This is a genomic window from Pseudolysinimonas yzui, from assembly GCF_014653215.1.
Lineage (GTDB): Bacteria > Actinomycetota > Actinomycetes > Actinomycetales > Microbacteriaceae > Pseudolysinimonas_A > Pseudolysinimonas_A yzui.
In genome coordinates, this window is record NZ_BNAI01000008.1 from 1 (window position 1) to 21,919 (window position 21,919).

23 protein-coding genes are annotated in these 21,919 nt (G+C 69.4%); 16 read left to right on the forward strand and 7 right to left on the reverse strand.

Translation table 11 applies throughout. The annotated features are described in order from the left end of the window. Positions 1 to 161: 161 nt before the first annotated feature. Both IE173_RS13305 and IE173_RS13310 read right to left on the reverse strand, forming a co-directional pair. Positions 162 to 1,061 carry a DsbA family protein gene (locus tag IE173_RS13305; protein WP_191284010.1) on the reverse strand — a complete coding sequence of 300 codons (900 nt, stop codon included), beginning with the start codon at positions 1,059 to 1,061 and terminating at the stop codon, positions 162 to 164. A gap of 38 nt (positions 1,062 to 1,099) precedes the next feature. Further along, positions 1,100 to 1,693, reverse strand: a complete 594-nt coding sequence (locus IE173_RS13310; protein ID WP_191284011.1) for a vitamin K epoxide reductase family protein — start codon at positions 1,691 to 1,693, stop codon at positions 1,100 to 1,102. Between the two features lie 303 nt (positions 1,694 to 1,996). On the opposite strand from IE173_RS13310, the gene IE173_RS13315 reads away from it, so the two are divergent. From IE173_RS13315 to IE173_RS13325, 3 genes are all read left to right on the forward strand, one after another. Further along, the gene (locus tag IE173_RS13315; protein WP_191284012.1) at positions 1,997 to 4,366 is read left to right on the forward strand and encodes an Rne/Rng family ribonuclease; all 2,370 of its coding nucleotides are present in this window, start codon (positions 1,997 to 1,999) and stop codon (positions 4,364 to 4,366) included. Then, entirely contained in the window at positions 4,363 to 5,001 is a 639-nt protein-coding gene (locus IE173_RS13320) for a hypothetical protein (protein ID WP_191284013.1), read from the forward strand. Before IE173_RS13315 ends, IE173_RS13320 begins: the two co-directional genes overlap by 4 nt. A 71-nt stretch (positions 5,002 to 5,072) precedes the next feature. Continuing rightward, positions 5,073 to 5,633 carry a hypothetical protein gene (locus IE173_RS13325; RefSeq protein WP_191284014.1) on the forward strand — a complete coding sequence of 187 codons (561 nt, stop codon included), beginning with the start codon at positions 5,073 to 5,075 and terminating at the stop codon, positions 5,631 to 5,633. On the opposite strand, the gene IE173_RS13330 is transcribed toward IE173_RS13325, so the two are convergent. Beyond that, a complete protein-coding gene (locus tag IE173_RS13330; RefSeq protein WP_191284015.1) occupies positions 5,630 to 5,920 on the reverse strand; it encodes a DUF4031 domain-containing protein in 291 nt (96 codons plus the stop codon). The two genes, IE173_RS13325 and IE173_RS13330, sit on opposite strands and share 4 nt — an antisense overlap. Before the next feature lie 34 nt (positions 5,921 to 5,954). On the opposite strand from IE173_RS13330, the gene IE173_RS13335 reads away from it, so the two are divergent. The 5 genes from IE173_RS13335 to proB all read left to right on the forward strand — a co-directional run bounded on the left by IE173_RS13335 (position 5,955) and on the right by proB (position 9,611). Then, complete coding sequence (locus IE173_RS13335) at positions 5,955 to 6,530, forward strand: hypothetical protein (RefSeq protein ID WP_191284016.1); 576 nt, start codon at positions 5,955 to 5,957, stop codon at positions 6,528 to 6,530. 111 nt (positions 6,531 to 6,641) lie between these two features. Then, positions 6,642 to 6,950: a 50S ribosomal protein L21 gene (gene rplU / locus IE173_RS13340; protein WP_191284017.1), complete on the forward strand. Its 309-nt coding sequence runs from the start codon at positions 6,642 to 6,644 to the stop codon at positions 6,948 to 6,950. Positions 6,951 to 6,963: 13 nt separating this feature from the next. After that, positions 6,964 to 7,218, forward strand: a complete 255-nt coding sequence (gene rpmA, locus IE173_RS13345) for a 50S ribosomal protein L27 (RefSeq protein WP_191284018.1) — start codon at positions 6,964 to 6,966, stop codon at positions 7,216 to 7,218. An 87-nt stretch (positions 7,219 to 7,305) separates the two neighbouring features. Beyond that, entirely contained in the window at positions 7,306 to 8,826 is a 1,521-nt protein-coding gene (gene obgE, locus IE173_RS13350) for a GTPase ObgE (protein WP_191284019.1), read from the forward strand. Further along, positions 8,823 to 9,611 (forward strand): glutamate 5-kinase, encoded by a 789-nt coding sequence (gene proB / locus IE173_RS13355; protein ID WP_191284020.1) that lies wholly within the window; start codon positions 8,823 to 8,825, stop codon positions 9,609 to 9,611. The genes obgE and proB overlap by 4 nt, the downstream gene beginning before the upstream one ends. A gap of 6 nt (positions 9,612 to 9,617) precedes the next feature. Here proB and IE173_RS13360 read toward each other — a convergent pair whose 3' ends face one another. Both IE173_RS13360 and IE173_RS13365 read right to left on the reverse strand, forming a co-directional pair. Next, the gene (locus IE173_RS13360; RefSeq protein ID WP_191284021.1) at positions 9,618 to 10,607 is read right to left on the reverse strand and encodes an alpha/beta hydrolase; all 990 of its coding nucleotides are present in this window, start codon (positions 10,605 to 10,607) and stop codon (positions 9,618 to 9,620) included. 57 nt (positions 10,608 to 10,664) lie between these two features. Beyond that, a complete protein-coding gene (locus IE173_RS13365; protein WP_191284022.1) occupies positions 10,665 to 11,651 on the reverse strand; it encodes an AraC family transcriptional regulator in 987 nt (328 codons plus the stop codon). Positions 11,652 to 11,849: 198 nt separating this feature from the next. On the opposite strand from IE173_RS13365, the gene leuC reads away from it, so the two are divergent. Then, the gene (gene leuC, locus IE173_RS13370; RefSeq protein ID WP_191284023.1) at positions 11,850 to 13,310 is read left to right on the forward strand and encodes a 3-isopropylmalate dehydratase large subunit; all 1,461 of its coding nucleotides are present in this window, start codon (positions 11,850 to 11,852) and stop codon (positions 13,308 to 13,310) included. Here the strand turns inward: leuC and IE173_RS13375 are convergent. After that, entirely contained in the window at positions 13,302 to 14,195 is an 894-nt protein-coding gene (locus IE173_RS13375; protein ID WP_191284024.1) for a hydroxymethylglutaryl-CoA lyase, read from the reverse strand. The two genes, leuC and IE173_RS13375, sit on opposite strands and share 9 nt — an antisense overlap. Before the next feature lie 167 nt (positions 14,196 to 14,362). Here IE173_RS13375 and IE173_RS13380 point away from each other — a divergent pair, with 167 nt between their 5' ends. From IE173_RS13380 to IE173_RS13390, 3 genes are read left to right on the forward strand one after another with little or no spacing between them, the layout of a single operon-like run. Beyond that, complete coding sequence (locus IE173_RS13380; protein ID WP_191284025.1) at positions 14,363 to 15,847, forward strand: aldehyde dehydrogenase; 1,485 nt, start codon at positions 14,363 to 14,365, stop codon at positions 15,845 to 15,847. Further along, positions 15,844 to 17,073 carry a CaiB/BaiF CoA transferase family protein gene (locus tag IE173_RS13385; RefSeq protein ID WP_191284026.1) on the forward strand — a complete coding sequence of 410 codons (1,230 nt, stop codon included), beginning with the start codon at positions 15,844 to 15,846 and terminating at the stop codon, positions 17,071 to 17,073. Before IE173_RS13380 ends, IE173_RS13385 begins: the two co-directional genes overlap by 4 nt. A gap of 14 nt (positions 17,074 to 17,087) precedes the next feature. After that, complete coding sequence (locus IE173_RS13390) at positions 17,088 to 17,780, forward strand: GntR family transcriptional regulator (protein WP_191284027.1); 693 nt, start codon at positions 17,088 to 17,090, stop codon at positions 17,778 to 17,780. A gap of 2 nt (positions 17,781 to 17,782) precedes the next feature. Here the strand turns inward: IE173_RS13390 and IE173_RS13395 are convergent, their stop codons facing one another. After that, positions 17,783 to 18,967 (reverse strand): MFS transporter, encoded by a 1,185-nt coding sequence (locus IE173_RS13395; RefSeq protein ID WP_191284028.1) that lies wholly within the window; start codon positions 18,965 to 18,967, stop codon positions 17,783 to 17,785. Between the two features lie 78 nt (positions 18,968 to 19,045). Between IE173_RS13395 and IE173_RS13400 the strand changes: the two genes are divergently transcribed. Genes IE173_RS13400 through IE173_RS13415 form a run of 4 tightly spaced genes read left to right on the forward strand, consistent with a single transcriptional unit; the run spans position 19,046 to position 21,913 of the window. After that, positions 19,046 to 19,609 (forward strand): RNA polymerase sigma factor, encoded by a 564-nt coding sequence (locus IE173_RS13400; protein WP_229842111.1) that lies wholly within the window; start codon positions 19,046 to 19,048, stop codon positions 19,607 to 19,609. Continuing rightward, positions 19,599 to 20,390: a hypothetical protein gene (locus tag IE173_RS13405; RefSeq protein WP_191284030.1), complete on the forward strand. Its 792-nt coding sequence runs from the start codon at positions 19,599 to 19,601 to the stop codon at positions 20,388 to 20,390. Before IE173_RS13400 ends, IE173_RS13405 begins: the two co-directional genes overlap by 11 nt. A gap of 46 nt (positions 20,391 to 20,436) precedes the next feature. After that, the gene (locus IE173_RS13410) at positions 20,437 to 21,702 is read left to right on the forward strand and encodes a glutamate-5-semialdehyde dehydrogenase (protein WP_191284031.1); all 1,266 of its coding nucleotides are present in this window, start codon (positions 20,437 to 20,439) and stop codon (positions 21,700 to 21,702) included. A gap of 10 nt (positions 21,703 to 21,712) precedes the next feature. After that, positions 21,713 to 21,913 carry a hypothetical protein gene (locus IE173_RS13415; protein ID WP_191284032.1) on the forward strand — a complete coding sequence of 67 codons (201 nt, stop codon included), beginning with the start codon at positions 21,713 to 21,715 and terminating at the stop codon, positions 21,911 to 21,913. Positions 21,914 to 21,919: the final 6 nt, after the last annotated feature.

Consider the following 21,919-nt stretch of genomic DNA (forward strand, 5'->3'; position numbering starts at 1 on the left):
CCGCAGCCGCGATGTTGCCACCCCCACGATCCAACGCCTCGAAAAACCGAGCCTTCAACTCCTCAAAAACCACGATCCCCGCAACTCCCAAAAACTCAGGGTGTTGCGGGGATCGCTAGAACCCGCGAAGGACGAGGGGCTCTTTCGGGCAAATAGCCGTACTACGGGGTCGGGGTGGGCGTCGGGGTCGGGTCGGACTCGGAGAAGTCGGCGTTCTCGGCGACGAAGGCCGCGAACGCGGACGGGTCGTCGAGGGCGCCCGTGTAGCGCACGCCGTTGACGAGGATCGTCGGGGTTCCGAATCCGCCGGTCGACGGGTTCGCGAGGTCGGGGTCCGAGGTGGCGCGGTCGGTGGCAGCTTCGACCCAGCCGGCGTAGCGCTTCTCGCCGATGCAGGCGGAGATCTCGTCGTCGAGGGCGCCGGCCGAGTCGAGGATGTCGCGGATCTCGTCGTCGGTGAGACCCTCGGTCTGCTCGGCGGGCTGCGCGGCGAACAGGGCCGCGTTCGCGTCGAGGAAGGCGTTCGGCTTCGAGACGGCGACACAGGCCATCGCGTTGGCCGCGCGCGTCGGGTACTCGCTGTCGAGGAACGCCCGGTCGAGGATCGCGATCGGATGCACTTCGAGCGTCGCGTACCCGGCGGCCACGAGCTCCGCGATCTGCGAAGCGTTGGTCGTCTCGAACTGGTTGCAGTACGGGCAGCCGTAGTCGAGATAGATGACGATGCGCGCCGGAACGTCGTAGGCGTCCGGGTCGGTGGGCACCGGCGTTCCGTCCGCGGGGACCGAACCGGTCTGCACCGCTTCGATCTCGCCGTCGGCGTTGCCGGTGAAGAGGATGCCGTCGCTGGCCATGTTGGCGGGGCCGGGCCCGGAGGGGCGGGTGGCGAGCCAGATGCCGCCGCCGATCGCGGCGAGCAGCGCGACGACGCCGACCGTCGCCCCCACCCGGATCAGGATGCGGTTGCGCGCCTGAGCCTTCAGCCGGGCTTCACGCTCCAGCCGGGCGAGTTCGCGCGCCTGTTCCCGGCGCTGATCTTTGGTGAGACGTTCTTGAGCCACGGTTGGCACCCTATCGGCAGTGATCCTATGGAAATGCTCTACAGGTACCGCAGCACGTCGAGTCGCAGCTGGGCGATGAGCGCGACGACGGCGTAGCAGACGATCGTCACCGGGATCGCCCAGGAGCGCAGTGCCCGACCGAAGCCGGTCACGCGATCGCCGAACGCGCCCTCGGCGAGGTTGCGTGCGGTGACGATCCAGAACAGCGGGATGGTGACCGACCAGACGAGCATGCACCAGGGGCACAGCGTGCCGAGCACGAAGATGCTCTGCGAGATGAGCCAGATCACGAAGCCGAGGGCGCCGGCGAGCCCGACGTTGAACGCGATCCAGAACCAGTTCGCGAACCGGGCACCGGCGAGCAGGCCGACGCCGACGGCGATCGGCGCGACGAACCCGCCGAGGCCGAGGATCGGGTTCGGGAAGCCGAACACCGCACCCTGCCAGGAGTCGAGGTTCTTGCCGCATTGCACGAGCACGCTGAAATTGCAGTCGAGGTCGGCTTCGGGGTTGACGAGCAGCAGGAACTTGTCGACGGTGAGCGAGAAGGATGCCCACCAGCCGAGGGCTCCTGCGACGATGAGGAAGATCGCCAACGCGATCGGGCGGCGCGGGGCGAGAGTGTCGGTCACGTGGTGATTATCGCAACCCGCAGGGGCGACTTAACCGGGACCAAGGTCCCGGGCGTGCGATACTGGACCGTAAGCCGACCGGGCCGCGCCCGGTCGCACCGTACAAGCTTTCCGGGCATACCGGGCCACGAGTGCCGAACGCCGCTCCAGTCGAGCACGAATCGCGCACCGTGTCGGACGCCAGTTCCGAGTCGCCGTGAGAGGGCGAGCGTCGTGAGAGGACGCAAGCGACCAGAACACCGTTCAGGGGAACGGCGGTCGCATCCAGACTTTCATTCGCGGACCGCAGGAGGTCCGCTCGAGATGTACCGGCGGGTAGCGCGGCACCTCCGGCCGAGGAGTGCACCAGCGATGGTGAAAAGGGAAGCGCCGAAGAGCGCGAACAGTCACGTTTCCGCAGACGGTCCCACCGGGTTGAGTCCCGAGGATCTGACGCCGCCGGTCGAGAAGCCCAAGCGCGGGCGCAAGAAGGCGGAAGAAGCGGTGGATGCCGCTCCCGCGGTCGAGAGCCCCGCAGCCGAGAAGAGGCCGCGCGGTCGCAAGAAGGCCGCCGACGCCCCCACGGAGGCTCCGGAAACCGCGGCAGCCCCGGCATCCGCGTTCTCGCTGATGTTCCAGGCCCCGCCGCTGCCGACCCCGGTGATCGGCGCGAACGGCCCCGAAGACGACGACGAGGCCCCTGCGGGCGGCACCGCGTCGCGCCGCACGCGCAGCCGTCGCCGATCGGGCGAGGGCCCGCGCGAAGGCGACGACGCCCCCAACACGACGGTGCGGGTGCGCCAGCCGCGGCAGGCACCGGTCATCACCGAGCCGCAGCGGGTCAAGGGTTCGACCCGTCTCGAAGCGAAGAAGCAGCGCCGCCGCGACGGTCGGGATGCCGGACGCCGCCGCCCGGTGATCACCGAAGCCGAGTTCCTCGCCCGCCGCGAGAGCGTCGACCGGGTGATGATCGTGCGCAGCAAGTTCGGCCGCATCCAGATCGCCGTGCTCGAAGACGGGGTGCTCGTCGAGCACTACGTCGCCCGCGCGCAGGACGCCAGCCTCATCGGCAACGTCTACCTCGGGCGGGTGCAGAACGTGCTGCCGTCGATGGAGGCCGCCTTCGTCGACATCGGTCGGGGCCGCAACGCCGTGCTGTACTCCGGCGAGGTCGACTGGGATGCCGCCGCAGCTGCCGCCGAGGGCGACGGCAACAAGAACCAGGCCCGCCGCATCGAGCTGGCGCTGAAGCCCGGCGACAAGGTGCTGGTGCAGGTCACGAAGGATCCGGTCGGCCACAAGGGTGCGCGGCTCACGTCGCAGATCTCGCTGCCCGGCCGGTACCTGGTCTACGTGCCGAACGGCTCGATGAACGGCATCAGCCGCAAGCTTCCCGACACCGAGCGGGCGCGGCTGAAGAAGATCCTCAAGGAGGTGCTGCCCGACGAGAACGGCGTCATCGTGCGCACCGCCGCCGAGGGAGCCACCGAAGAGCAGCTCACCCTCGACGTGCAGCGTCTGATCAGCCAGTGGGCCGAGATCAGCCGCGCCGTCGAGACGCAGCCGGCTCCCGCGCTGCTGCACAGCGAGCCCGACCTGCTGCTGAAGATCGTGCGGGATGTCTTCAACGAGGACTTCCACAAGCTGGTCATCGAAGGCGAGGATGCGCTCGACACGATCTCGGGCTACCTCGGCGCGGTCGCTCCCGACCTCGTCGAGCGCGTGGAGAAGTTCGACGGCGATCGCGACTCGTTCGACGAGTACCGGGTCAGCGAGCAGATCGACAAGGCGCTCGAGCGCAAGGTGTGGCTGCCGTCGGGCGGGTCGCTCATCATCGACCGCACCGAGGCGATGACCGTCGTCGACGTCAACACGGGCAAGTTCGTCGGCTCGGGCGGCAACCTCGAAGAGACGGTCACCCGCAACAACCTCGAGGCCGCCGAAGAGCTCGTCCGGCAGCTGCGGCTGCGCGACATCGGCGGCATCATCGTCGTCGACTTCATCGACATGGTGCTCGAATCGAACCGTGACCTCGTGCTGCGGCGACTCGTCGAATGCCTGTCGCGCGACCGCACCAAGCACCAGGTCGCGGAGGTCACCTCGCTCGGCCTCGTGCAGATGACCCGCAAGAAGCTCGGACTCGGGCTCATCGAGTCGTTCAGCGAGAACTGCGAGACCTGTGCGGGTCGCGGCATCATCATCCATCACGATCCGGTCTTCAAGCATCGTTCGCCGGTCGGCGACAACCCCGGCGGGTCGAACTCGTCGGGCGGGTCGTCGCGCAGCCGTCGCGGTCGCGGTGGCGGCGGGGGTGCGGTCGCGAGTGCGGGCGTGAAGAACGGCGTCGGCGGAGTCGGCACCCACGCGATCACCGAAGACGTCAAGAACGCGCTCGCGCAGATCGCCAAGAGCACCGTGCCGACCTCGGGCGAGGGCCACCACACCGCCAGCCACGCGGCGCACACCCCCGACGAGGTCGCCGTCGCGGCGGCCGAGGCAGCCATCGAGATTCTCGACATTCCGCTGCAGAAGGCACCGCGCCAGGGTCGCAAGGTCAGCACGACGGATGCCGAGAGCATCCTCGGTTCCGTGCTGGAGGCGCTGCCCGAGCCGAAGCAACCCGGCCAGGGGCGCCGCGGTTCGCGCCGCGCGTCAACGGGCGGCACCGTCACCCCGTCGGCCGCGTCCGAATGAGCACCCCGGCGGACCCGGCGGGGGACGATCTCGTGATCGTTCCGCCGCCGCCACCCGCCGACGCCCCGGCACCGCCGGCGGAGACGCTCACGCCGATCGTGCTGCCCGCCGGGGCCCCGACCCGCAGCCCCGTGCTGCTGCTCGCCGTGGCGATCGCTGCGGCCGCCGGGTTCATCGTCAACCTCGCCGGCCTCGTCGGCTTTCCGCACAACGCCCCCGTCGAGCAGATCTACGCGCTCGGCATCTCGGTCGACCTTCTCGCGATCGTGGTCGTCTGCGGCCTCGGGGCGCTCATGTCGCGGCGCGGATATCCGCTGCGCGCCGAGACGCCGCTGACCGTCGTCGCGCTCGCGTTCGCGGTCGGTGCGGCCCTGCTCTGGATGGTGGCCGGCGGCATCGCCTCCGTCATCCAGCTGTTCACCGCGGAGGGCGGACGCTACATGTACGCCAGCGCGGGCCTCTTCTTCGGGGGCGCGATCTGGGTGCTCGCCGTCGTGTTCGGCGCGCACGGGTACCGCCGGGGCGGCACGCCGCGCAACAACGCGCTGGCGATCGCCGCCCTCGCCCTCGCCGGCGGGCTCGCCGGCTACGCGATCTTCTCGTCGCTGACCTACGGTCTCGGGTTCACGAACTGATCCGATTCCGGGTCTCGCCGTCGCGCCGGGGCCCCCACTAGGCTGCGGTCACCACGACCGAGGAGAGCCTTGTGACCGATCCCGCCGCGCCCGCTCCCGCCACGCCTCCCGCTGCGACGATGAGCGATCCCTCGAAGGTGCTGCATCGCGCGCCCGTTTCGCGCACGTTGCGTCCCGCCCTGATCGCGATCGCGATCGCGTGGGCCGTCACCATCGTGTTCCACCTCGTCTACCTGATCCGCGAGTTCCTCTGGATCATCAACGACGGCCCCGAATACCTGCCGAACGCCTTCGGCGATTTCGGGGAGGGCGCGATTCTCGAACCGCTCCTGTTCTTCGCGGGCGCGGGCGCCCTGCTCGTGGTGCTGCTCCCGATCCTGACCGAGACCCGCCTGCTGACCGTCATGATCCGGGCCGCGCTCGCCGGGCTCGGCGGTTTCGTCGTGCTGAGCGTGCTGGGACTGATCGAGGCGATCGGCGAGGCCGTGGCCTACGGTTTCGAGTTCGGCTACTTCGTCAACGACTGGTTCGGCTACCCGCTCGTCGTCGCCTTCGACCTGACGACTCTGCTCGTCATCGGGGCAGTCGTGTCGTGGCTGTTCGCGTCGAAGAAGGCCGGCGCGGCCGCTTAGTCGACCTGGGGGCGGTGGCGCGCACGCTTGTCGCGCTGCCGCACCCGCAGGCCCGACGCCTGAAGTCGCCGCAGCAGCTCCCGCCCGGTCACGGGTTCGGCACCGAGCGCGACGAGGTCGTCCCAGCGGCGCAACGGAACGTCGTAGTGATCGTTGTCGAAACCGCGCTCCGGGATGCCGGCCGCCGCCGCGAACGCGTGCAGTTCGGCGTAGGACTCGTCGCTCACCAGGTGCGCCCAGAAGGTGTCGTGTGCGGGCCAGATCGGCTCGTCGATCAGCACCGTCATGGGGCGATCCTACGAGCGTCGATAGGGTGGCGGCATGACGGACCGGGAACTCGCGAAGGCACTACAGCGCCCCGGGGCCCTGCCACCGTTTCTCACCGCGCTCGGTATCTTCCTGACCCTCGTTGTGCTGGGGTTCCTCGGCGCGACGTTCTCGGCGCTGTCGGTCACGACTCGGGTCGACTATCCGGGGGAGTTCTTCCTGCAGATTTGGGGGTCGCAGCTCGCCTCGGGACTCGCCGGCCCGTTGCCGATCGCCCTGGGGGCCTTCGTGTGCTTCTGGCAGATCGCGCCGATCGCGCCGAACCTCCGTCTCGCCCACGTCGTGACCCGAGCCGTCCTCGCAGGGCTGGCGGGCACGCTGCTGTTGTTCCTGGTCGGGATCGTCTGGTGGCTGCTGACCGGATTGTTCGCAGCGGGCAGCGAGTCCATCGGTCTCGGGTTGTACGAGCTGACTCCGGTCTGGCCTTCGCCGCTGTACGTGCTCTTCCAAGCGCTCGCGACATTCGTGCAGGTGCTCCCGGTACTGGTTCTCGGCGCGGTTCTCCTCTGGGGATGGCTTCAGCGGCACCCGCCGAAGGAGCGGCTCACCGGTACTCTCGACGAGGTTTGATACTTCGCCGGAAATGCGGCTAAACTCGACCTTTGGTGTGCGCCCCGGCAGGTGCCGGGCCTCCGTCTCAACGGGGTAGTCACCCAACTCTCTTCCAACAAAGGATTACTCGTGGTCTACGCAATCGTGCGCGCCGGTGGGCGGCAGGAGAAGGTCGAAGTCGGCACGGTGGTCGTTCTCGACCGCATCGCCGCCGACAAGGACGGCAACATCCAGCTCACTCCCGTGCTGCTGGTCGACGGCGACACGATCACCCACGACGCCAAGGCGCTCGCGAAGGTGACGGTCACCGCTGAGGTCGTCGGCGACGAGCGTGGCCCGAAGATCGTCATCCAGAAGTTCAAGAACAAGACCGGGTACAAGAAGCGCCAGGGTTTCCGCGCCGACCTCACCCGCGTCAAGATCACCGGCATCAAGTAGAGGATCGCAAGAGATGGCACACAAAAAGGGCGCTAGCTCCACCCGCAACGGTCGCGACTCGAACGCGCAGTACCTCGGCGTCAAGCGTTTCGGCGGCCAGGTCGTCAAGGCCGGCGAGATCATCGTCCGCCAGCGCGGCACCCACTTCCACCCCGGCGCCAACGTCGGCCGTGGCAGCGACGACACCCTGTTCGCCCTCGCGGCGGGTGCTGTGGAGTTCGGGGCGAAAGGCCGTCGCAAGGTCGTCAACATCGTTCCGGCGGGCTGACGCCCTCCACGATTCAGTTTTCGCGAAGGGCGGGCTACGGCTCGCCCTTTCGCTTTGTCCGCAGGATGACAGGTAAGGAGTGACCGGATGACGACGTTCGTCGACCAGGTGACCCTCCACCTGCGCGCAGGACACGGGGGCAACGGCTGCGTGTCGGTGCGCCGCGAGAAGTTCAAGCCGCTCGCCGGCCCCGACGGCGGCAACGGCGGCCACGGCGGCGACATCACGCTCGTCGCCGACCCGCAGGTGACGACCCTGCTGAGCTACCACCGCGGCCCGCACCGCTCGAGCGGTAACGGTGGCCCCGGAATGGGCGACCACCGGTCGGGCGCGAACGGCGAGGCCCTCGACCTGCCCGTCCCCGTCGGAACCGTCGTCTCGTCCGCCGACGGCGAGGTGCTCGCCGACCTCGACCAGCCCGGCATGCGCCTCGTCGTCGCACCCGGCGGCCAGGGCGGTCTGGGCAACGCGTCGCTCGCGACCACGAAGCGCAAGGCTCCCGGTTTCGCCCTGCTCGGCACCCTCGGGTGGGAGGGCGACGTCGTCCTCGAGCTGAAGACCGTGGCGGATGTCGCGCTCGTCGGGTTCCCGAGTGCGGGCAAGTCGAGCCTGATCGCCGCGATGTCGGCCGCCCGGCCGAAGATCGCCGACTACCCGTTCACGACGCTGCACCCCAACCTCGGTGTCGTCGAGGCCGGGTCGTCGCGCTACACGGTCGCCGACGTGCCGGGACTCATCGAGGGCGCGAGCGAGGGCAAGGGCCTCGGCCTGGAGTTCCTGCGTCACGTCGAACGCTGCGCCGCCCTGCTGCACGTCATCGACTGCGCCACCCTCGAACCCGGTCGCGATCCGCTGAGCGACCTCGACGTCATCCTCGGCGAACTCGCCGCCTACCCGGTGCCCGACGGGCAGGTGCCGCTCATCGAGCGTCCCCAGCTCGTCGCTCTCAACAAGGTCGACGTTCCCGACGCCCGGGATCTCGCCGAGATGGTGAAGCCGATGCTCGAGGAGCGCGGCTACCGGGTGTTCGAGATCTCCGCGGTGAGCCACGAAGGATTGCGCGAGCTGTCGTTCGCGCTCGCCGAGCTCGTGGATGCCGACCGGGCTGCGAAGATCGCGGCGGCCGCGATCAAGCCCCGCATCATCCTGCGTCCGAAGGCGATCGACGAGTCGGAGTTCACGATCCGGGTCGAAGGCGGCACCGAGACGCTGTACCGGGTGCTCGGCGCGAAGCCGGAGCGGTGGGTGCAGCAGACCGACTTCAACAACGAGGAGGCCGTCGGCTTCCTCGCCGACCGGCTCGCGAAGCTCGGCATCGAGGAGGCGCTGTTCGCCCACGGCGCCGTGCCCGGCTCGGCCGTGGTCATCGGCCCGGGCGACTCGCGGGTCTTCGACTGGGAGCCCACGCTCACCTCGGCCGCCGAACTCATCACCAGCCCGCGCGGCACCGACGCCCGGTTCGACGACAACCGTCGCCGCACCAGCGCGGGTCGGCGTGAGGAATACAAAGAGCGGATGGATGCCAAAGCCGCCGCCCGCGCCGAGCTCGAGGCCGAGCGCGACGCCGGCATCTGGGACACGGATTCGGAAGTACGGGAGGGCGAGTGACGCGGGACGCGGTACTCGGTGCACGGCGCATCGTCGTCAAGGTCGGTTCGTCGAGCGTCAGCGGAGCGAACGTCGGCCAGATCGATCCCCTCGTGGATGCGCTCGTCGCGACCTATCAGCGCGGCGTCGAGGTCGTGCTCGTGTCGTCGGGGGCGATCGCGAGCGCCATCGCCTCTCTGAACCTCGACGGCCGCCCTCAGGACCTCGCCACGCAGCAGGCCGCCGCGGCGGTGGGACAGAACGTGCTCATGTGGCGCTACCAGACCTCGCTCGACCGCTACGGCATCCTCGCCGGTCAGGTGCTGCTCACCGCAGGCGACCTCGAGAACCCCACCCACCGCAGCAACGCCCAGCGCGCGATGGAGCGGCTGCTCGACCTGCGCATCCTGCCGATCGTCAACGAGAACGACACGGTCGCGACGCAGGAGATCCGCTTCGGCGACAACGACCGCCTCGCCGCCCTGGTGGCGGAGCTGATCGGCGCCGACCTGCTCGTGCTGCTGTCGGACATCGACGCGCTCTACACCCGCCCGCCCGGCGAGCCGGGCGCCCGGCCCATCCCCTACGTGCCCTTCGACGACGACCTGTCGGGCGTGGAGCTCGGCGACATCGGAGCAGCCGGAGTCGGAACCGGGGGAGCGGGTACCAAGATCGCCGCGGCGAAGCACGCCGCGGCGACCGGTACCCCCGTGCTGCTCACCTCGACCGCGAATGTCGCTCTCGCCCTCGCGGGCGGCGAGACCGGCACCTGGTTCCAAGCGCAATCCCAGGCGATCGCGGAGTAGCCGAGGTCAGCGAGCGGCGGCCTTGACCGTGGCACCTCCGGCCATCGCCGGCGCGGTGAGCCACCCGGCGATGACATCGAGCGACCGGCGAGCGCCTTCGGTCCAGGGGAAGTTCAGGTGGGCGTGCTGCACCCCGCTCTCCTCGAGGTACGTGACGTCGACGCCGGCCTCTTCGAGCAGACGGGCGAAGTGCTCACCGTCGGGCGCGAGGTGGTCGTACTCGCTCGTGATGATGAGGGTGCGCGGCAGTCCGCTCAGGTCGGCGATCGCCGGCGTGAGGTAGGGGTCGTCGCTGTGCTCGAGGGGGGCGCCCGTGTAATTCATCCAGATGAACCCCACCATGGGAGCGTTGAAGGCGGTCGTGGGAGCAAGGGTCTGCCACTTCTCCTGCTGCTCCGGAGTTCCCTCCGGTACGACGTGGTGGAACAACGAGAACGGCACCACGAGGGCAGCGGGCAGCGCAAGGCCGGCATCCCGACGACGCAGCGTCGTGGCGACCGCCATGTTGGCGGCGCATCCGCCCCCGCCGAGGGCGAGGTGCTCCGGGTCAATGCCGAGCTCGACCGCGTGATCGTGCACCCAGCCGTACGCGGCGGCGTAGTCGTCGAGCGGTGCCGGGTAGCGCACCGTTTCGGAGACCAGGCGGTAGTCGATCGTGACGACGACTCCTCGCGTCCGGTGCACGATCTCTTGAGCGAACGCGTGCGATCCGGGGTCGTCGATGGTGCCCGACGCCCAGCCGCCGTCGTGCGCCCACACCAGTCCGACGCCCGAGGTGACCTTGCCTGCAGGGCGGTAGATGCGGATCGGCACTCCACCGTCGGGCGTGTCGACGGTGCGGTCCTCGATGTCGACGCCGGCGGGCGGGGAGTACCCGACGGGAGGCGCAAAGGCCCCCAAGAACGTCGCGATGGCGTCCGGATTCCCGATCAGGTCGGTGAACTGCACGTCGCGGATCTTGTCCTGGAGGGCCTGGAAGTAGGGCTCAAGAGGCATGGGTGTACTCCATTCGTCATTGAAGGGTTGAGGTGGGACGGGGAAAGGATGCGAGCGTCAGGTGGATCGGCCGGCGCGGACGGTGTCCGACGGCAGCACGCCGAACTTCCGCCGGTACTGCTCGGCGAAACGGCCGAAGTGATAGAACCCCCAGGTCGCGGCCACGTCTTGCACGAGCGCCCGACCGCCGGAGGCGAGCAGGTCGGCGTGCACGCGTTCGAGTCGTCGCGCCCGAACGTAGGCCATCGGTGAGAGCCCCACTTCCTCGTGGAATGCCGACTGCAAGGCCCGGATGCTGACGGCGGCGGCCCGGGCGATGTCCGGTCCGGTGAGTGGGTCGGCCAGGTGCTCGTGGATGTGGTCGAGTGCCACCTGCACGTAGCGGCGGGAGATCATCCTGTCGGTTTGGAACAGGCCGTCGAGGTGATCGTGGGGGACGGCCAGCAGGAGCTGGCTCAACACGTAGGACTCGAGCTGCGCCCGCACGAGCGGGGAGTCAGCGAGACCGCCGGCCCGGGAGACTTCGCTGCGCAGGTGGGCGATCGCCGCGAGCAGGCTCTGGCCGCGCGGCGACCCGGTGTCGAATCCCAGCTCGAAGTCGATCGGACGTTCGATCGGATGACCGAGCAGCGCCGAGAGCTGGCCTTCGAGACTGCCGCGCGGGATCTTGATCGCGTACTGCACGGCATCCGGACTCCAGCGCACGGTGCGCGACTCCTGCGGAACGAACATCGCCCCGTTGCCGCCGCGGACCGTCTCGGTGCGCCGCGACCCCTGAGCGACGTCGGTGCCGCCCGAGAGGGTGAGGTTGACGTGGTACGCGGACTGCATCGGCGGAACCAGCACGTCGGTGTCGGCCCCCATCCTCAGGTGCCCGAGGGTGAGTCGCGCGGATTGCACGTACCGCATCTTGAAGTTGAGGGCTGTCTCGCGGGACCGCAACCGGTGCGGCACGTACACGTCGGTGAGCAGGTGGTTGGCCTCATCGACGTCGCGCGTGGCGACGACACGTTCGATCGTGGTGCTGTCGAGGTTGTGTTCCATCACCACCGCTCCTTCGCGACTCGCTTTCGGGGATGCTATTCCCCGAACCGCAACGGCGCCTACCGATTCGGCAAGCGGGGCTCGAATGGGACACCGGCCCGCGCGTTCCGGACAGCGGCCGTCGCTCGCGGCGCTCACCGGATGCCAGAGCGCGTGGGGAGGATTGTCGCCCCGGCGTCGACGGCCTGGGATGGCTGCATGTCGCGAGAGTCCGGCGCCCGAACCCTGGCGCAGAAGGTGTGGGAAGCCCATCGGGTGAGCGAGGCCCGTAACCCGGGCGAACCCGACCTGATCTACGTCGATCTGCACCTCGTCAACGAGGTCACCAGCCCGCAGGCGTTCGACGGGCTGCGTCAGTCGGGCCGCCCGTTACGGCGCCCGGATCTGACGATCGCGACGGAAGACCACAACACGCCGACGCTCGAGATCGACAAGCCGATCGCCGATCCGATCAGTCGGCTCCAGATCGAGGCGCTTCGGGCGAATTGCCGGGAGTTCGGCATCCGTCTGCACTCCCTCGGAGATGCCGAGCAGGGGATCGTGCACGTGATCGGCCCGCAGCTCGGGTTGACGCAGCCGGGCATCACGGTCGTCTGCGGCGACAGCCACACGAGCACCCACGGCGCGTTCGGGGCGATGGCGTTCGGGATCGGCACGAGCGAGGTCGAGCATGTGCTCGCCACGCAGACACTGCCGTTGAAGCCGTTCAAGACGATGGCGATCACGGTCGAGGGCACGTTGCGTCCGGGGGTGACTGCGAAGGACATCATCCTGGCGGTGATCGCGAAGATCGGCACCAACGGTGGCCAGGGCTATGTGCTGGAGTACCGGGGTAGTGCGATCCGCGCGCTGAGCATGGATGGCCGGATGACGATCTGCAACATGTCGATCGAAGCCGGTGCCCGCGCGGGCATGGTCGCGCCGGATCAGACGACGTATGACTATCTGAAGGGGCGTCCGCACGCGCCGCAGGGTGCTGATTGGGATGCCGCGGTCGCCTACTGGCAGACCCTGGTCACGGATGACGATGCGGTGTTCGATGCGGAGGTGTTCCTCGACGCCAACGAACTGGAGCCGTTCGTCACCTGGGGCACCAACCCGGGTCAGGGCGTGTCGCTGAACGAGAGCGTGCCCGACCCGAAGTCGATGGTCGACCCGAACGAACGCGCCGCCGCCGAGCGGGCGTTGGAGTACATGGCGCTCGAAGCCGGTACGCCGATGAAAGACATCAAGGTCGACGCGGTGTTCATGGGCTCGTGCACCAACTCCCGGCTCGATGACCTGCGCACGTTCGCCTCCATCATCAAGGGTCAGAAGAAGGCCGACCACGTGCGGGTCATGGTCGTTCCCGGGTCCGCGCGGGTGCGACTCGAGGCCGAGGCGGAGGGCATCGACAAGATCGTCGAAGAGTTCGGTGGGGAGTGGCGGTTCGCCGGCTGCTCGATGTGCCTGGGCATGAACCCCGACCAGCTGGCTCCCGGGGAACGCTGCGCGTCGACATCCAACCGCAACTTCGAAGGCCGCCAAGGCAAGGGCGGACGCACCCACCTGGTCTCACCCGTCGTCGCCGCCGCGACCGCGATCCGCGGCACCCTCTCGGCGCCGTCGGATCTCGATGATCGAGTAGCCGACGAAGTCGGCGTGTCGAGATCAGGCTGAGGGCGGGAAGGACCCTGCCTGCGACAGCATCGACGGCACCGTCTTGCCGAGTTCGGCGCTCAAGAAGTCCGCGATGGGCAGCACCGCCAGCAGGTTCCATCCGGTGCTCATCCCCATCCGCTCGACGAGGTAGATGAGGTCTTCGGTCGCGATGTTGCCGGTAGCGCGCGGGGCGAACGGGCAGCCTCCGATGCCGCCCGCGCTCGCGTCGAGCGTCATCACGCCCGCGTCGATCGCGGCGGCCGCGTTCGCGTAGCCGGTGTTTCGGGTGTTGTGAAAGTGGAAGCGCAGGGCCGTCTCGTGGGTGGAGCGGAAGCCGTCGGCGAGCGAACGCACCTGCGTGGGCACCCCGACTCCGATCGTGTCGGCGAAGCAGATCTCGTCGGCACCCGCGTCGGCCGACCGGCGCGCGAGGTCGAGCACCCGCTCTGCCGCGACTTCGCCTTCGAACGGGCACCCGAAGGCGGTCGCGATCGACACCGTCGTGAAGAGCCCAGCAGCACGGGCGTCGCGCACGACGTCGATCGCGGCGGCGAGGCTCTCGTCGGTGCTCGCGTTCTGATTGCGCTGACTGAACGTGTCGCTCGCGCAGACCACGACGTTGACCTCGTCGACTCCCGTAGCGAGGGCGCGGTCGAGGCCGCGGCGGTTGAGTACGAGCCCCGCGTACGAGACCCCCGCCTGCCGCGGCACGCCGGCCATGACCTCCTCGGCATCCGCCATCGCCGGCACCAGCCGGGGGTGCGCGAACGACACCGCCTCGATCCGCGTCGCACCGGCCGCGACGAGGCGCGACACGAGGTCGACCTTCGCCGCCGTGCTCAGGATGACGGACTCGTTCTGCAGGCCGTCTCGCGGACTGACCTCGACGACCTCGACGTGCATGGTGCCTCCCGGGGTCACAGCACAGCAGACGCGGAGCCGACTGTCGAGAGCCGTCGACCGGATCGTGCGCGTGTCGGACGTCGGGACCGCGTCGCGCGGATAGCTAGCCGGTGAGCCTCGGTGGAGACTACTGAGGAACCTTCCCCACGAATCGAATGAGGACGACGATGTCACGGACGACGACGCTGAGGTCCTTCGCGGCGCACATCGATGGGCAGTCGGTGAGCGCGCAGAGCGGCCGCACCTATCGCTCGATCGACCCGTTCACCGGCGAGCCGTGGGCCGAGGTGCCGGACTGTGACGCGACCGACGTCGACCTCGCCGTCACGGCGGCCCGACGCGCGCTGCAGGGGGAGTGGGCGCGGTACACTGCGACGCGTCGCGGCAAATTGCTGCACCGGCTCGGCGAACTGATCGCCCGGGATGCGGCGGAGCTCGCCGAACTCGAGACGCGTGACAACGGCAAACTGCTGCGCGAGATGGTCGGCCAGATGGCCGTGCTTCCCGAATGGTTCACCTACTTCGGCGGGCTCGCCGACAAGGTCGGCGGCAGCGTCGTGCCGACCGACAAGCCCAACTTCCTCGTCTACACCCGTAGCGAGCCGGTCGGCGTGGTCGCCGCGATCACGCCGTGGAACTCCCCGCTGCTGCTGCTCAGTTGGAAGATCGCCCCCGCCCTCGCCGCCGGGTGCACGATCGTCGTCAAGCCGAGCGACCACACCCCGGCGTCGACCCTCGCGCTCGCCCGGCTCATCGACGAAGCCGGTTTCCCGCCCGGGGTCGTCAACGTCATCACCGGCTGGGGCCCGGAGACCGGTCAGGCCCTCACCAGCCACCCGGGCGTCGACCGCATCGCCTTCACCGGCTCCACCGAGGTCGGGCGCATCATCGCCCGCACCGCCGCCGATCGGCTCACCCGCACGAGTCTCGAGCTCGGCGGCAAGTCGGCGCACATCGTCTTCCCCGACGCCGACATCGACTCGGTCGTCAACGGAATCGTCGGTGGGGTGTTCGCGGCCACGGGTCAGACCTGCATGGCGGGGTCGCGGGTACTCGTGCACGAGGACGTCGCCGAGGCGATCACCGAGAAGCTGGTCGAGCGCACCTCGCGGATCAAGCTCGGCGACCCGATGCTGCCCGACACCGAGATGGGTCCCGTCGCCAACCAGCGGCAGTTCGACACCGTGACGAAGCACTTCGAGTACGCCGTCGAGGATGGCGCGACGATTGCCTACGGCGGTCGCGTCGACCCCGAGCTCGGTGGGCTGTTCGTGCAGCCCACGATCCTCACCGACGCGACGCTCGAGATGCGGGCCGTCTCGCAGGAGATCTTCGGGCCGGTGGTCGCGATCACCACCTTCAGCGACGAGGCCGACGCCATCGAGATGGCCAACGGCACGGAGTTCGGTCTCGCCGGCGCGGTGTGGACCAACGACATCCGTCGCGGGCATCGGGTCGCCGCGGCCATTCGTGCCGGCACCGTCTGGATCAATGCCTACCGCGTGGTCGCCCCGCAGGTGCCGTTCGGCGGGTTCGGGCTGAGCGGCTGGGGACGCGAGAACGGCGCCGCCGCGATCCTGGACTACACCGAGTCGAAGTCCGTCTGGGTCGAGCTGAGCGGCGCGACCCGCGATCCCTTCGTGCTCGGATGAGCGAGCCGTCGGGTCCGCCGACCGGGGGAGCCACCCCGGCCGGTCCGCTCGCCGGCATCCGGGTCATCGAACTCGGCCAGGTGATCGCGGGACCGTTCTGCGGCCAGCTGCTCGGTGACCTCGGGGCCGACGTCATCAAGGTCGAGCCGCCGGGCACCGGCGACGTGCTGCGGCAGTGGGGCGGCGGCGACGCACCCGGGGGAAGCGTCTGGTGGCAGGTCGCCGGACGCAACAAGCGCAGCGTCACGATCGACCTCCGTCAGAAGGAGGGCCAGAGCCTCGTGCGCGAGCTCGCGACGCAGGCCGACATCCTCATCGAGAACTTCCGCCCCGGAACGCTCGAACGCTGGGGCCTCGGCTGGGAGACGCTGCACGCCGCCAACCCGGGGCTCATCGTGGTGCGGGTGAGCGGCTACGGCCAGACCGGACCCTTCGCCCCGTTGCCGGGATACGCCGCCGTCGGCGAGGCGATGGGGGGACTGCGGTCGCTCGTCGGCTACCCCGACCGTCCGCCGGTGCGGGTCGGGGTGAGCCTCGGTGACTCGCTCGCCGGGATGTTCGCCGCGCTCGGCGCGCTCGCCGCCCTCGAGTCGCGACGCTCGACCGGGCAGGGGCAGGTCGTCGACTCGAGCATCTACGAGTCGGTGCTGGGGATCACCGAGTCGCTCGTCGCCGACTGGTCGGCCCTCGGCGTTCGTCGGGAACGCACGGGCCCCATCCTGCCGAAGATCGCTCCGAGTAACGTCTACCCGGCGGCCGACGGCGATGTCATCGTCGCGGCCAATCAAGACAGCGTCTTCGTGCGACTGTGTGCGGCGATGGGTCGGCCCGAGCTGGCCGACGACCCCCGGTTCCGCGACCATCGGGCCCGTGGCGAGCATCAGGCCGAACTCGACTCGCTCGTCGGCGAGTGGACGGCCGGACTTCCTGCCGACGAGCTGTTGAAGCTGCTTCGGGATGCCGCCGTGCCGTCGGGTCTGCTCTACGGACCCGACGACATGTTGGCCGACGAGCACTACCGTTCGCGCGAGTCGATCGTCGAGGTCGACACCGACGGATATGGGACGGTGGCGATGCAGGGGGTCTTCCCGCGGATGTCCTCCACCCCGGGCAGGGTGCGCTGGCCGGGTCGGTCCCTAGGCGCGGACACCGACGAGGTGCTGAGGGATGTGCTACACCTGCCTCCTGAGACGGTGTCACGTCTTCGCGACGCGGGTGTGATCTGAGGGCGGTGAGCAGGGTGACCGAGAGTGCGGCGATCAGTCGGTACGGCCGCTTCGAACGTGCCCAGGAGATCGCCGCCTACGAGGGCTTGCGCGACCTCATCCTGTCTCGAGCGATCGCGGCCGGTGAGCCGCTCGCGGTCGAGCGGCTCAGCGACGACCTCGACGTCGAACCGGAGCAGTTGCGCACCGCCATCACCCAACTGGCCAGCGAACTGCTGGTCGTGCGGGACGAGTCAGGCGAGTTCTGTGTCGCGCCGGTGACCGCCGAGATCGTCACCGAACTGTTCGACGCCCGCACCGTGATCGAGATCGGCGCGATCGACGCCCATGCCGCACGGATCGACGACCGCGAACTCGCTGTGCTCGACCGCCTGGCGCGCGAACTCGCGGGCATCGTCGCCGAACCGCTGCCCGATCTGGAACGCTTCCTCGAGGCGAGCCACGACTATCACGCCCACGTCGTCGGGCTGGCGCGATCGGCCCCGCTGAGCGCCGCCTATTTGCGCCTCGGGATCTCGCGGCTGTGGCGCGCGTCGATCGCCGACCTCGACTGGTGGAACCTCTTCGACGTGCGGCATCACGGCGAGCTCACCGAGGCGCTGCGCTCCCGGGATGTGGCGCGCGCGAAAGCCCTGGTCTATGAGCACCAGGAACAGGTGAAGCGCCTCGTGCACGACGTCATCGACCGCACCGGCGGCAGCCTGTAGCTCTAGCCTGCGTCCTTCGGCACGAGCGGGATTGCGGCCGCGGGAGCGAGGGCGAGTAGCGCGAACGCGGAGGAGAAGCCCGTCAGCGCGATGAGGGCGCCGACGGCGGGGGCGACGATCGCGGAGGCGATGTACTGGCCCGTGTTCTGCGTGCCCAGGGCGCGACCCGACCAGTGCGCCCCGGCGATCTCGGCGACGGCAGTGAACGCCAGCCCGTTGTCGGCGACGCTCACGCACGAGGCGAGGATGTAGAACACCGCCACGGCGGGTGCCCAGTGCAGTTCGCCGGCGGCCGCGGTGAGCAGCAGCAGCGGGATGCCGGCGAGCGCGACCCAGCGCAGCGGACGCAGGCGGCTGCCGAGCCGGTCGCTCAGCACTCCGATCCCGACGCGACCCCCGGCACCCAGCAGCTGGGCGCTCGCGACGACGATTCCGGCGGCGACCGGATCCCACCGCTGATCGACGATGAGCCACACCAGCCCGAAGGTGGCGAGTGCGTACTGCGGCACGACGAGAAGCGCCGACACCAGATGGATGCGCGCCAGCGTCGCATCGCCACGGTAGGGGTTCGCCGGGCGGCCCTCGGCATCCACCAGCCGCGCCGGCCACAGCGGGTTGACGATGAACATTGCGCTTGCGACCGCGGCCACCGCGACGACCGACGCCCCGACGATGAGGGGCGGCGCGATCTCGCCGCCCGCAGCCAGGGGCGGCACGATGAGCGCACCGGCCGCCGTGCCGAGGGGGAGTGCCGTCTGGCGCAGGCCCATCGCGAGCCCCCGACGCTCCGGAGGGAACCAGCCGATGACGACGCGTCCACTCGTCGCACTGGTCGCCGCCGCCCCCACGCCGCACAGCCCCAACGCGAACGCGAGCGCGACGTAGCCGTCGGCCGCGGCAGCGGCGATCGAGGCGCCGGCACCCGCGACGGCGACGACGAGCCCGGTGACCAGGATGACCCGCTCACCCCACCGGTCGGTCGCCGCGCCCCACAGGATGAGCGTCAGCAGCACCCCGACGTTCGGCGCCGTCGCCAGGAGCCCGGCTTCCGCGAGCGAGAGCCCGCGCTCGGTGTGCAGCAGCGGGATGAGGTACGCCGGCGTCGAGACCAGCAGCGCCGTCGCCGCCTGCGACCCACCCCCGACGGCGAGCATGAGCCACGGCCTCGGGGTGCGCAGGGAAGACATCCCTCCCATCCTGGACCCTCGGCAACTCCGAATCCTGCGGGTGGGGAACCGATGCGCCGGTGGCGGACACTACAGAGTGTGGGTCAGGGAACCGAGAGCATTGGGGATGCCGACGCGGCTGAGTGGGCGCGTGCGGTCGGCGGGGACGGGGAGGCCTTCGGGCGCATCTTCGACCGGCACCGCGATCGCGTTCTGCGGCATGGGCTGCGGCTCGCGCCGACCCCAAGCGACGCGGACGACCTCGTCGCGATCACCTTCTTCGAGGCGTGGCGCAACCGGGAACGTGTCCGCGTCGTCGAGGGGTCGGTGTTGCCCTGGCTTCTGGTGACGGCGACGAACGTCGGTCGCAACCTCCGTCGCAGCGCGGGTCGCTACGCAGCGCTGCTTGAGCGGCTGCCTCCCGGGGAGCATGCCGCCGATCCGGCCGACCACGTGGCTGCGCACGACGTCGCCGCGCGGCTCGCCCACCTGTCACTCGCCGATCGCCAGGTGCTCACGCTGTGCGTCCTAGAGGGCTACTCCGAACGCGACGCCGCTGTCGCGCTCGGTGTCGCACCAGGCACCGTCAAGTCCCGTCTCTCCCGTGCTCGGCGCCGCCTGGCGTCGGCTCTCGCCTCGCAAGGAGGTCACGATGAACCCTGAATCCAGCGATCGCGACGAAGTCCTCCGCCGACTGCTCGTCGCTACCGTCGATGCCGGCTCGGCACCACGTCGGCGTCGATGGCAACTGCCCGTGGCGTCAATCGGTGCCTTCGCCCTTGCCGGGGCTTTGACCGGTGGCGCGCTTGCGACGACTCGCGAGCTCAGCGACTACGGGGCCGTTGTCGAGGTTGACGTCCCGGCGTTTGTCTTCGACGACGCCGAGGTCCTGGGGAGTCCGGTCGTCTTCACGGGCCGGGACGACGCCATCATCGACATCGGAAGCAGACCGGACGGTGCGACTGCGCTGGGGATCGCTCTGTACTGCCTCGAGCCTGGCTCCTACGAAGTTCGGTTCGACGGGACGTTCACCATGGGCACCGAATGCACGTCGACATCATCCGGCCCCGACTCCGGCGGCGGCGGGTACCAGCCGTTCGAGGGTGACGGTCCCCATCAGGTCTCAGTCATCTCGAATTCCGGGCGTTACGTCGTCTGGGTCGGTTGGGTCGACCGACCCGCCGATCCGGAACCGTCTGCCGAGTATCGCGCAGCGATCGCGGACGGAGTCGTCACGCGCGAGGAGTATGTCGCCGGGTTTGAACGATACGTCGCATGTCTCTCGGACGTCGGCGTGGAGTTGATCAACGTGGACACCTCCACAGACATCTTCGACTTCTCCATTCCGGGTGCGGCGGTCGATTCAGGACTCGAGCACCGCTGCTACCGGTCCGAGTTCTATGAAATCGACATGCTGTGGCAGGTCTCGCGCGAACCGAATTGACGCGGGGAGCAAGCCGTCCAACATGTGCGCGGGTAAGCTCGCGCGCATGTCCGACACCCTGGTCGCCGCCTCACTCACCTCGAAGCTGGAGCGCGCCCGCGTCGCCGCACGCACGCTGGCGACCACGGCATCCGGGGCGAAGGATGCCGGTCTCGAGGCGATCGCGAGAGCTGTCGAGACGGGGGCTTCGCGCATCCTGCCGGCCAACGAACTCGATCTGGCGAACGGACGCGAGAACGGCCTCTCGGCGGGGTTGCAGGACCGCCTCAAGCTCGACGAGAACCGGCTGAGGAGTCTCGCAACCGCCGTTCGGGATGTCATCGCCCTTCCCGATCCGGTCGGCGAGGTATTGCGCGGGTCGACTCTTCCGAACGGGTTGCTGCTCAGCCAGGTTCGCGTGCCGTTCGGGGTGGTCGGTGCGATCTACGAGGCCCGGCCGAACGTCACGATCGACATCGCGGCCCTGGCGCTGAAGAGCGGCAACGCCGTCGTGCTGCGCGGGGGATCGGCGGCCGAGAACACCAACCGGGTGCTCGTCGAACTGCTGCAGGAGGCGCTGGAGAGCGCCGGGCTGCCGGGCGACGCGGTGCAGACGATCGACGAGTTCGGCCGTGACGGCGCGAAGCAGCTCATGCAGGCCCGCGGGTACGTCGATGTGCTCATCCCGCGCGGTAGCGCGCAGCTCATCGAGACCGTCGTCACCGAGTCGAAGGTGCCGGTGATCGAGACCGGTGCGGGCGTCGTGCACCTCTACCTCGACGAGAGCGCCGACGAGGCGATGGCCGTCGACATCGCCGTCAACGCCAAGGTGCAGCGCCCGAGCGTCTGCAACGCGCTCGAGACCTTGCTGGTCGACAGCCGCTCCGCCGAACGGCTGCTGCCACCCGTGCTCGCCGCGCTGCGTGAGAAGGGGGTCACGCTGCACGCCGACGAGCGCGCGCGGGCGATCTTCGCGGATGCCGTGGCCGCGACCGATGAGGACTGGGCGACCGAGCACATGAGCCTCGACCTCAACGTGGCCGTCGTCGACGACCTGGATGCCGCGCTCGCGCACATCCGCAGGTACTCCACCCACCACACCGAGTCGATCATCACGAACGACCTCGGCCGCGCGGAACGGTTCCTCGCCGAGGTCGACTCCGCCGTCGTCATGGTGAACGCCAGCACCCGGTTCACCGACGGGGGAGAGTTCGGGTTCGGCGCCGAGGTCGGCATCTCGACGCAGAAGCTGCACGCGCGCGGACCGATGGGGCTGCCGGAGCTGACCAGCACCAAGTGGCTCGTGCGCGGCGCGGGCCAGGTGCGCGGCTAAAGTGGGTCGCATGTCGCTGTTTACGCTGCTCCCCACCGAGGTCCATGAGGAGCTCGCCGAGCTGGTTCTGCCCACCTGGGCGTTCCCGGCGATCGCCGCCGGGATCTTCCTGCTGCTCGCCATCGTGACCTGGAGTTACCGCGACGTGCACCACCGGCACAACGACAAGACGTCTGCCGATGCTTCGTCCCCTCAGGACGCACACCACTAGGTCCTG

Bases quoted from the DNA above. Each gene is read 5' to 3' on its own strand.
- IE173_RS13315 (WP_191284012.1), top strand. From the start codon at position 1,997: ATGTACCGGCGGGTAGCGCGGCACCTCCGGCCGAGGAGTGCACCAGCG.
- IE173_RS13320 (WP_191284013.1), top strand. From the start codon at position 4,363: ATGAGCACCCCGGCGGACCCGGCGGGGGACGATCTCGTGATCGTTCCG.
- IE173_RS13330 (WP_191284015.1), bottom strand. From the start codon at position 5,920: ATGACGGTGCTGATCGACGAGCCGATCTGGCCCGCACACGACACCTTC.
- IE173_RS13335 (WP_191284016.1), top strand. From the start codon at position 5,955: ATGACGGACCGGGAACTCGCGAAGGCACTACAGCGCCCCGGGGCCCTG.
- rpmA (WP_191284018.1), top strand. From the start codon at position 6,964: ATGGCACACAAAAAGGGCGCTAGCTCCACCCGCAACGGTCGCGACTCG.
- obgE (WP_191284019.1), top strand. From the start codon at position 7,306: ATGACGACGTTCGTCGACCAGGTGACCCTCCACCTGCGCGCAGGACAC.
- IE173_RS13360 (WP_191284021.1), bottom strand. From the start codon at position 10,607: ATGCCTCTTGAGCCCTACTTCCAGGCCCTCCAGGACAAGATCCGCGAC.
- IE173_RS13365 (WP_191284022.1), bottom strand. From the start codon at position 11,651: ATGGAACACAACCTCGACAGCACCACGATCGAACGTGTCGTCGCCACG.
- leuC (WP_191284023.1), top strand. From the start codon at position 11,850: ATGTCGCGAGAGTCCGGCGCCCGAACCCTGGCGCAGAAGGTGTGGGAA.
- IE173_RS13375 (WP_191284024.1), bottom strand. From the start codon at position 14,195: ATGCACGTCGAGGTCGTCGAGGTCAGTCCGCGAGACGGCCTGCAGAAC.
- IE173_RS13380 (WP_191284025.1), top strand. From the start codon at position 14,363: ATGTCACGGACGACGACGCTGAGGTCCTTCGCGGCGCACATCGATGGG.
- IE173_RS13385 (WP_191284026.1), top strand. From the start codon at position 15,844: ATGAGCGAGCCGTCGGGTCCGCCGACCGGGGGAGCCACCCCGGCCGGT.
- IE173_RS13395 (WP_191284028.1), bottom strand. From the start codon at position 18,967: ATGTCTTCCCTGCGCACCCCGAGGCCGTGGCTCATGCTCGCCGTCGGG.
- IE173_RS13405 (WP_191284030.1), top strand. From the start codon at position 19,599: ATGAACCCTGAATCCAGCGATCGCGACGAAGTCCTCCGCCGACTGCTC.
- IE173_RS13410 (WP_191284031.1), top strand. From the start codon at position 20,437: ATGTCCGACACCCTGGTCGCCGCCTCACTCACCTCGAAGCTGGAGCGC.
- IE173_RS13415 (WP_191284032.1), top strand. From the start codon at position 21,713: ATGTCGCTGTTTACGCTGCTCCCCACCGAGGTCCATGAGGAGCTCGCC.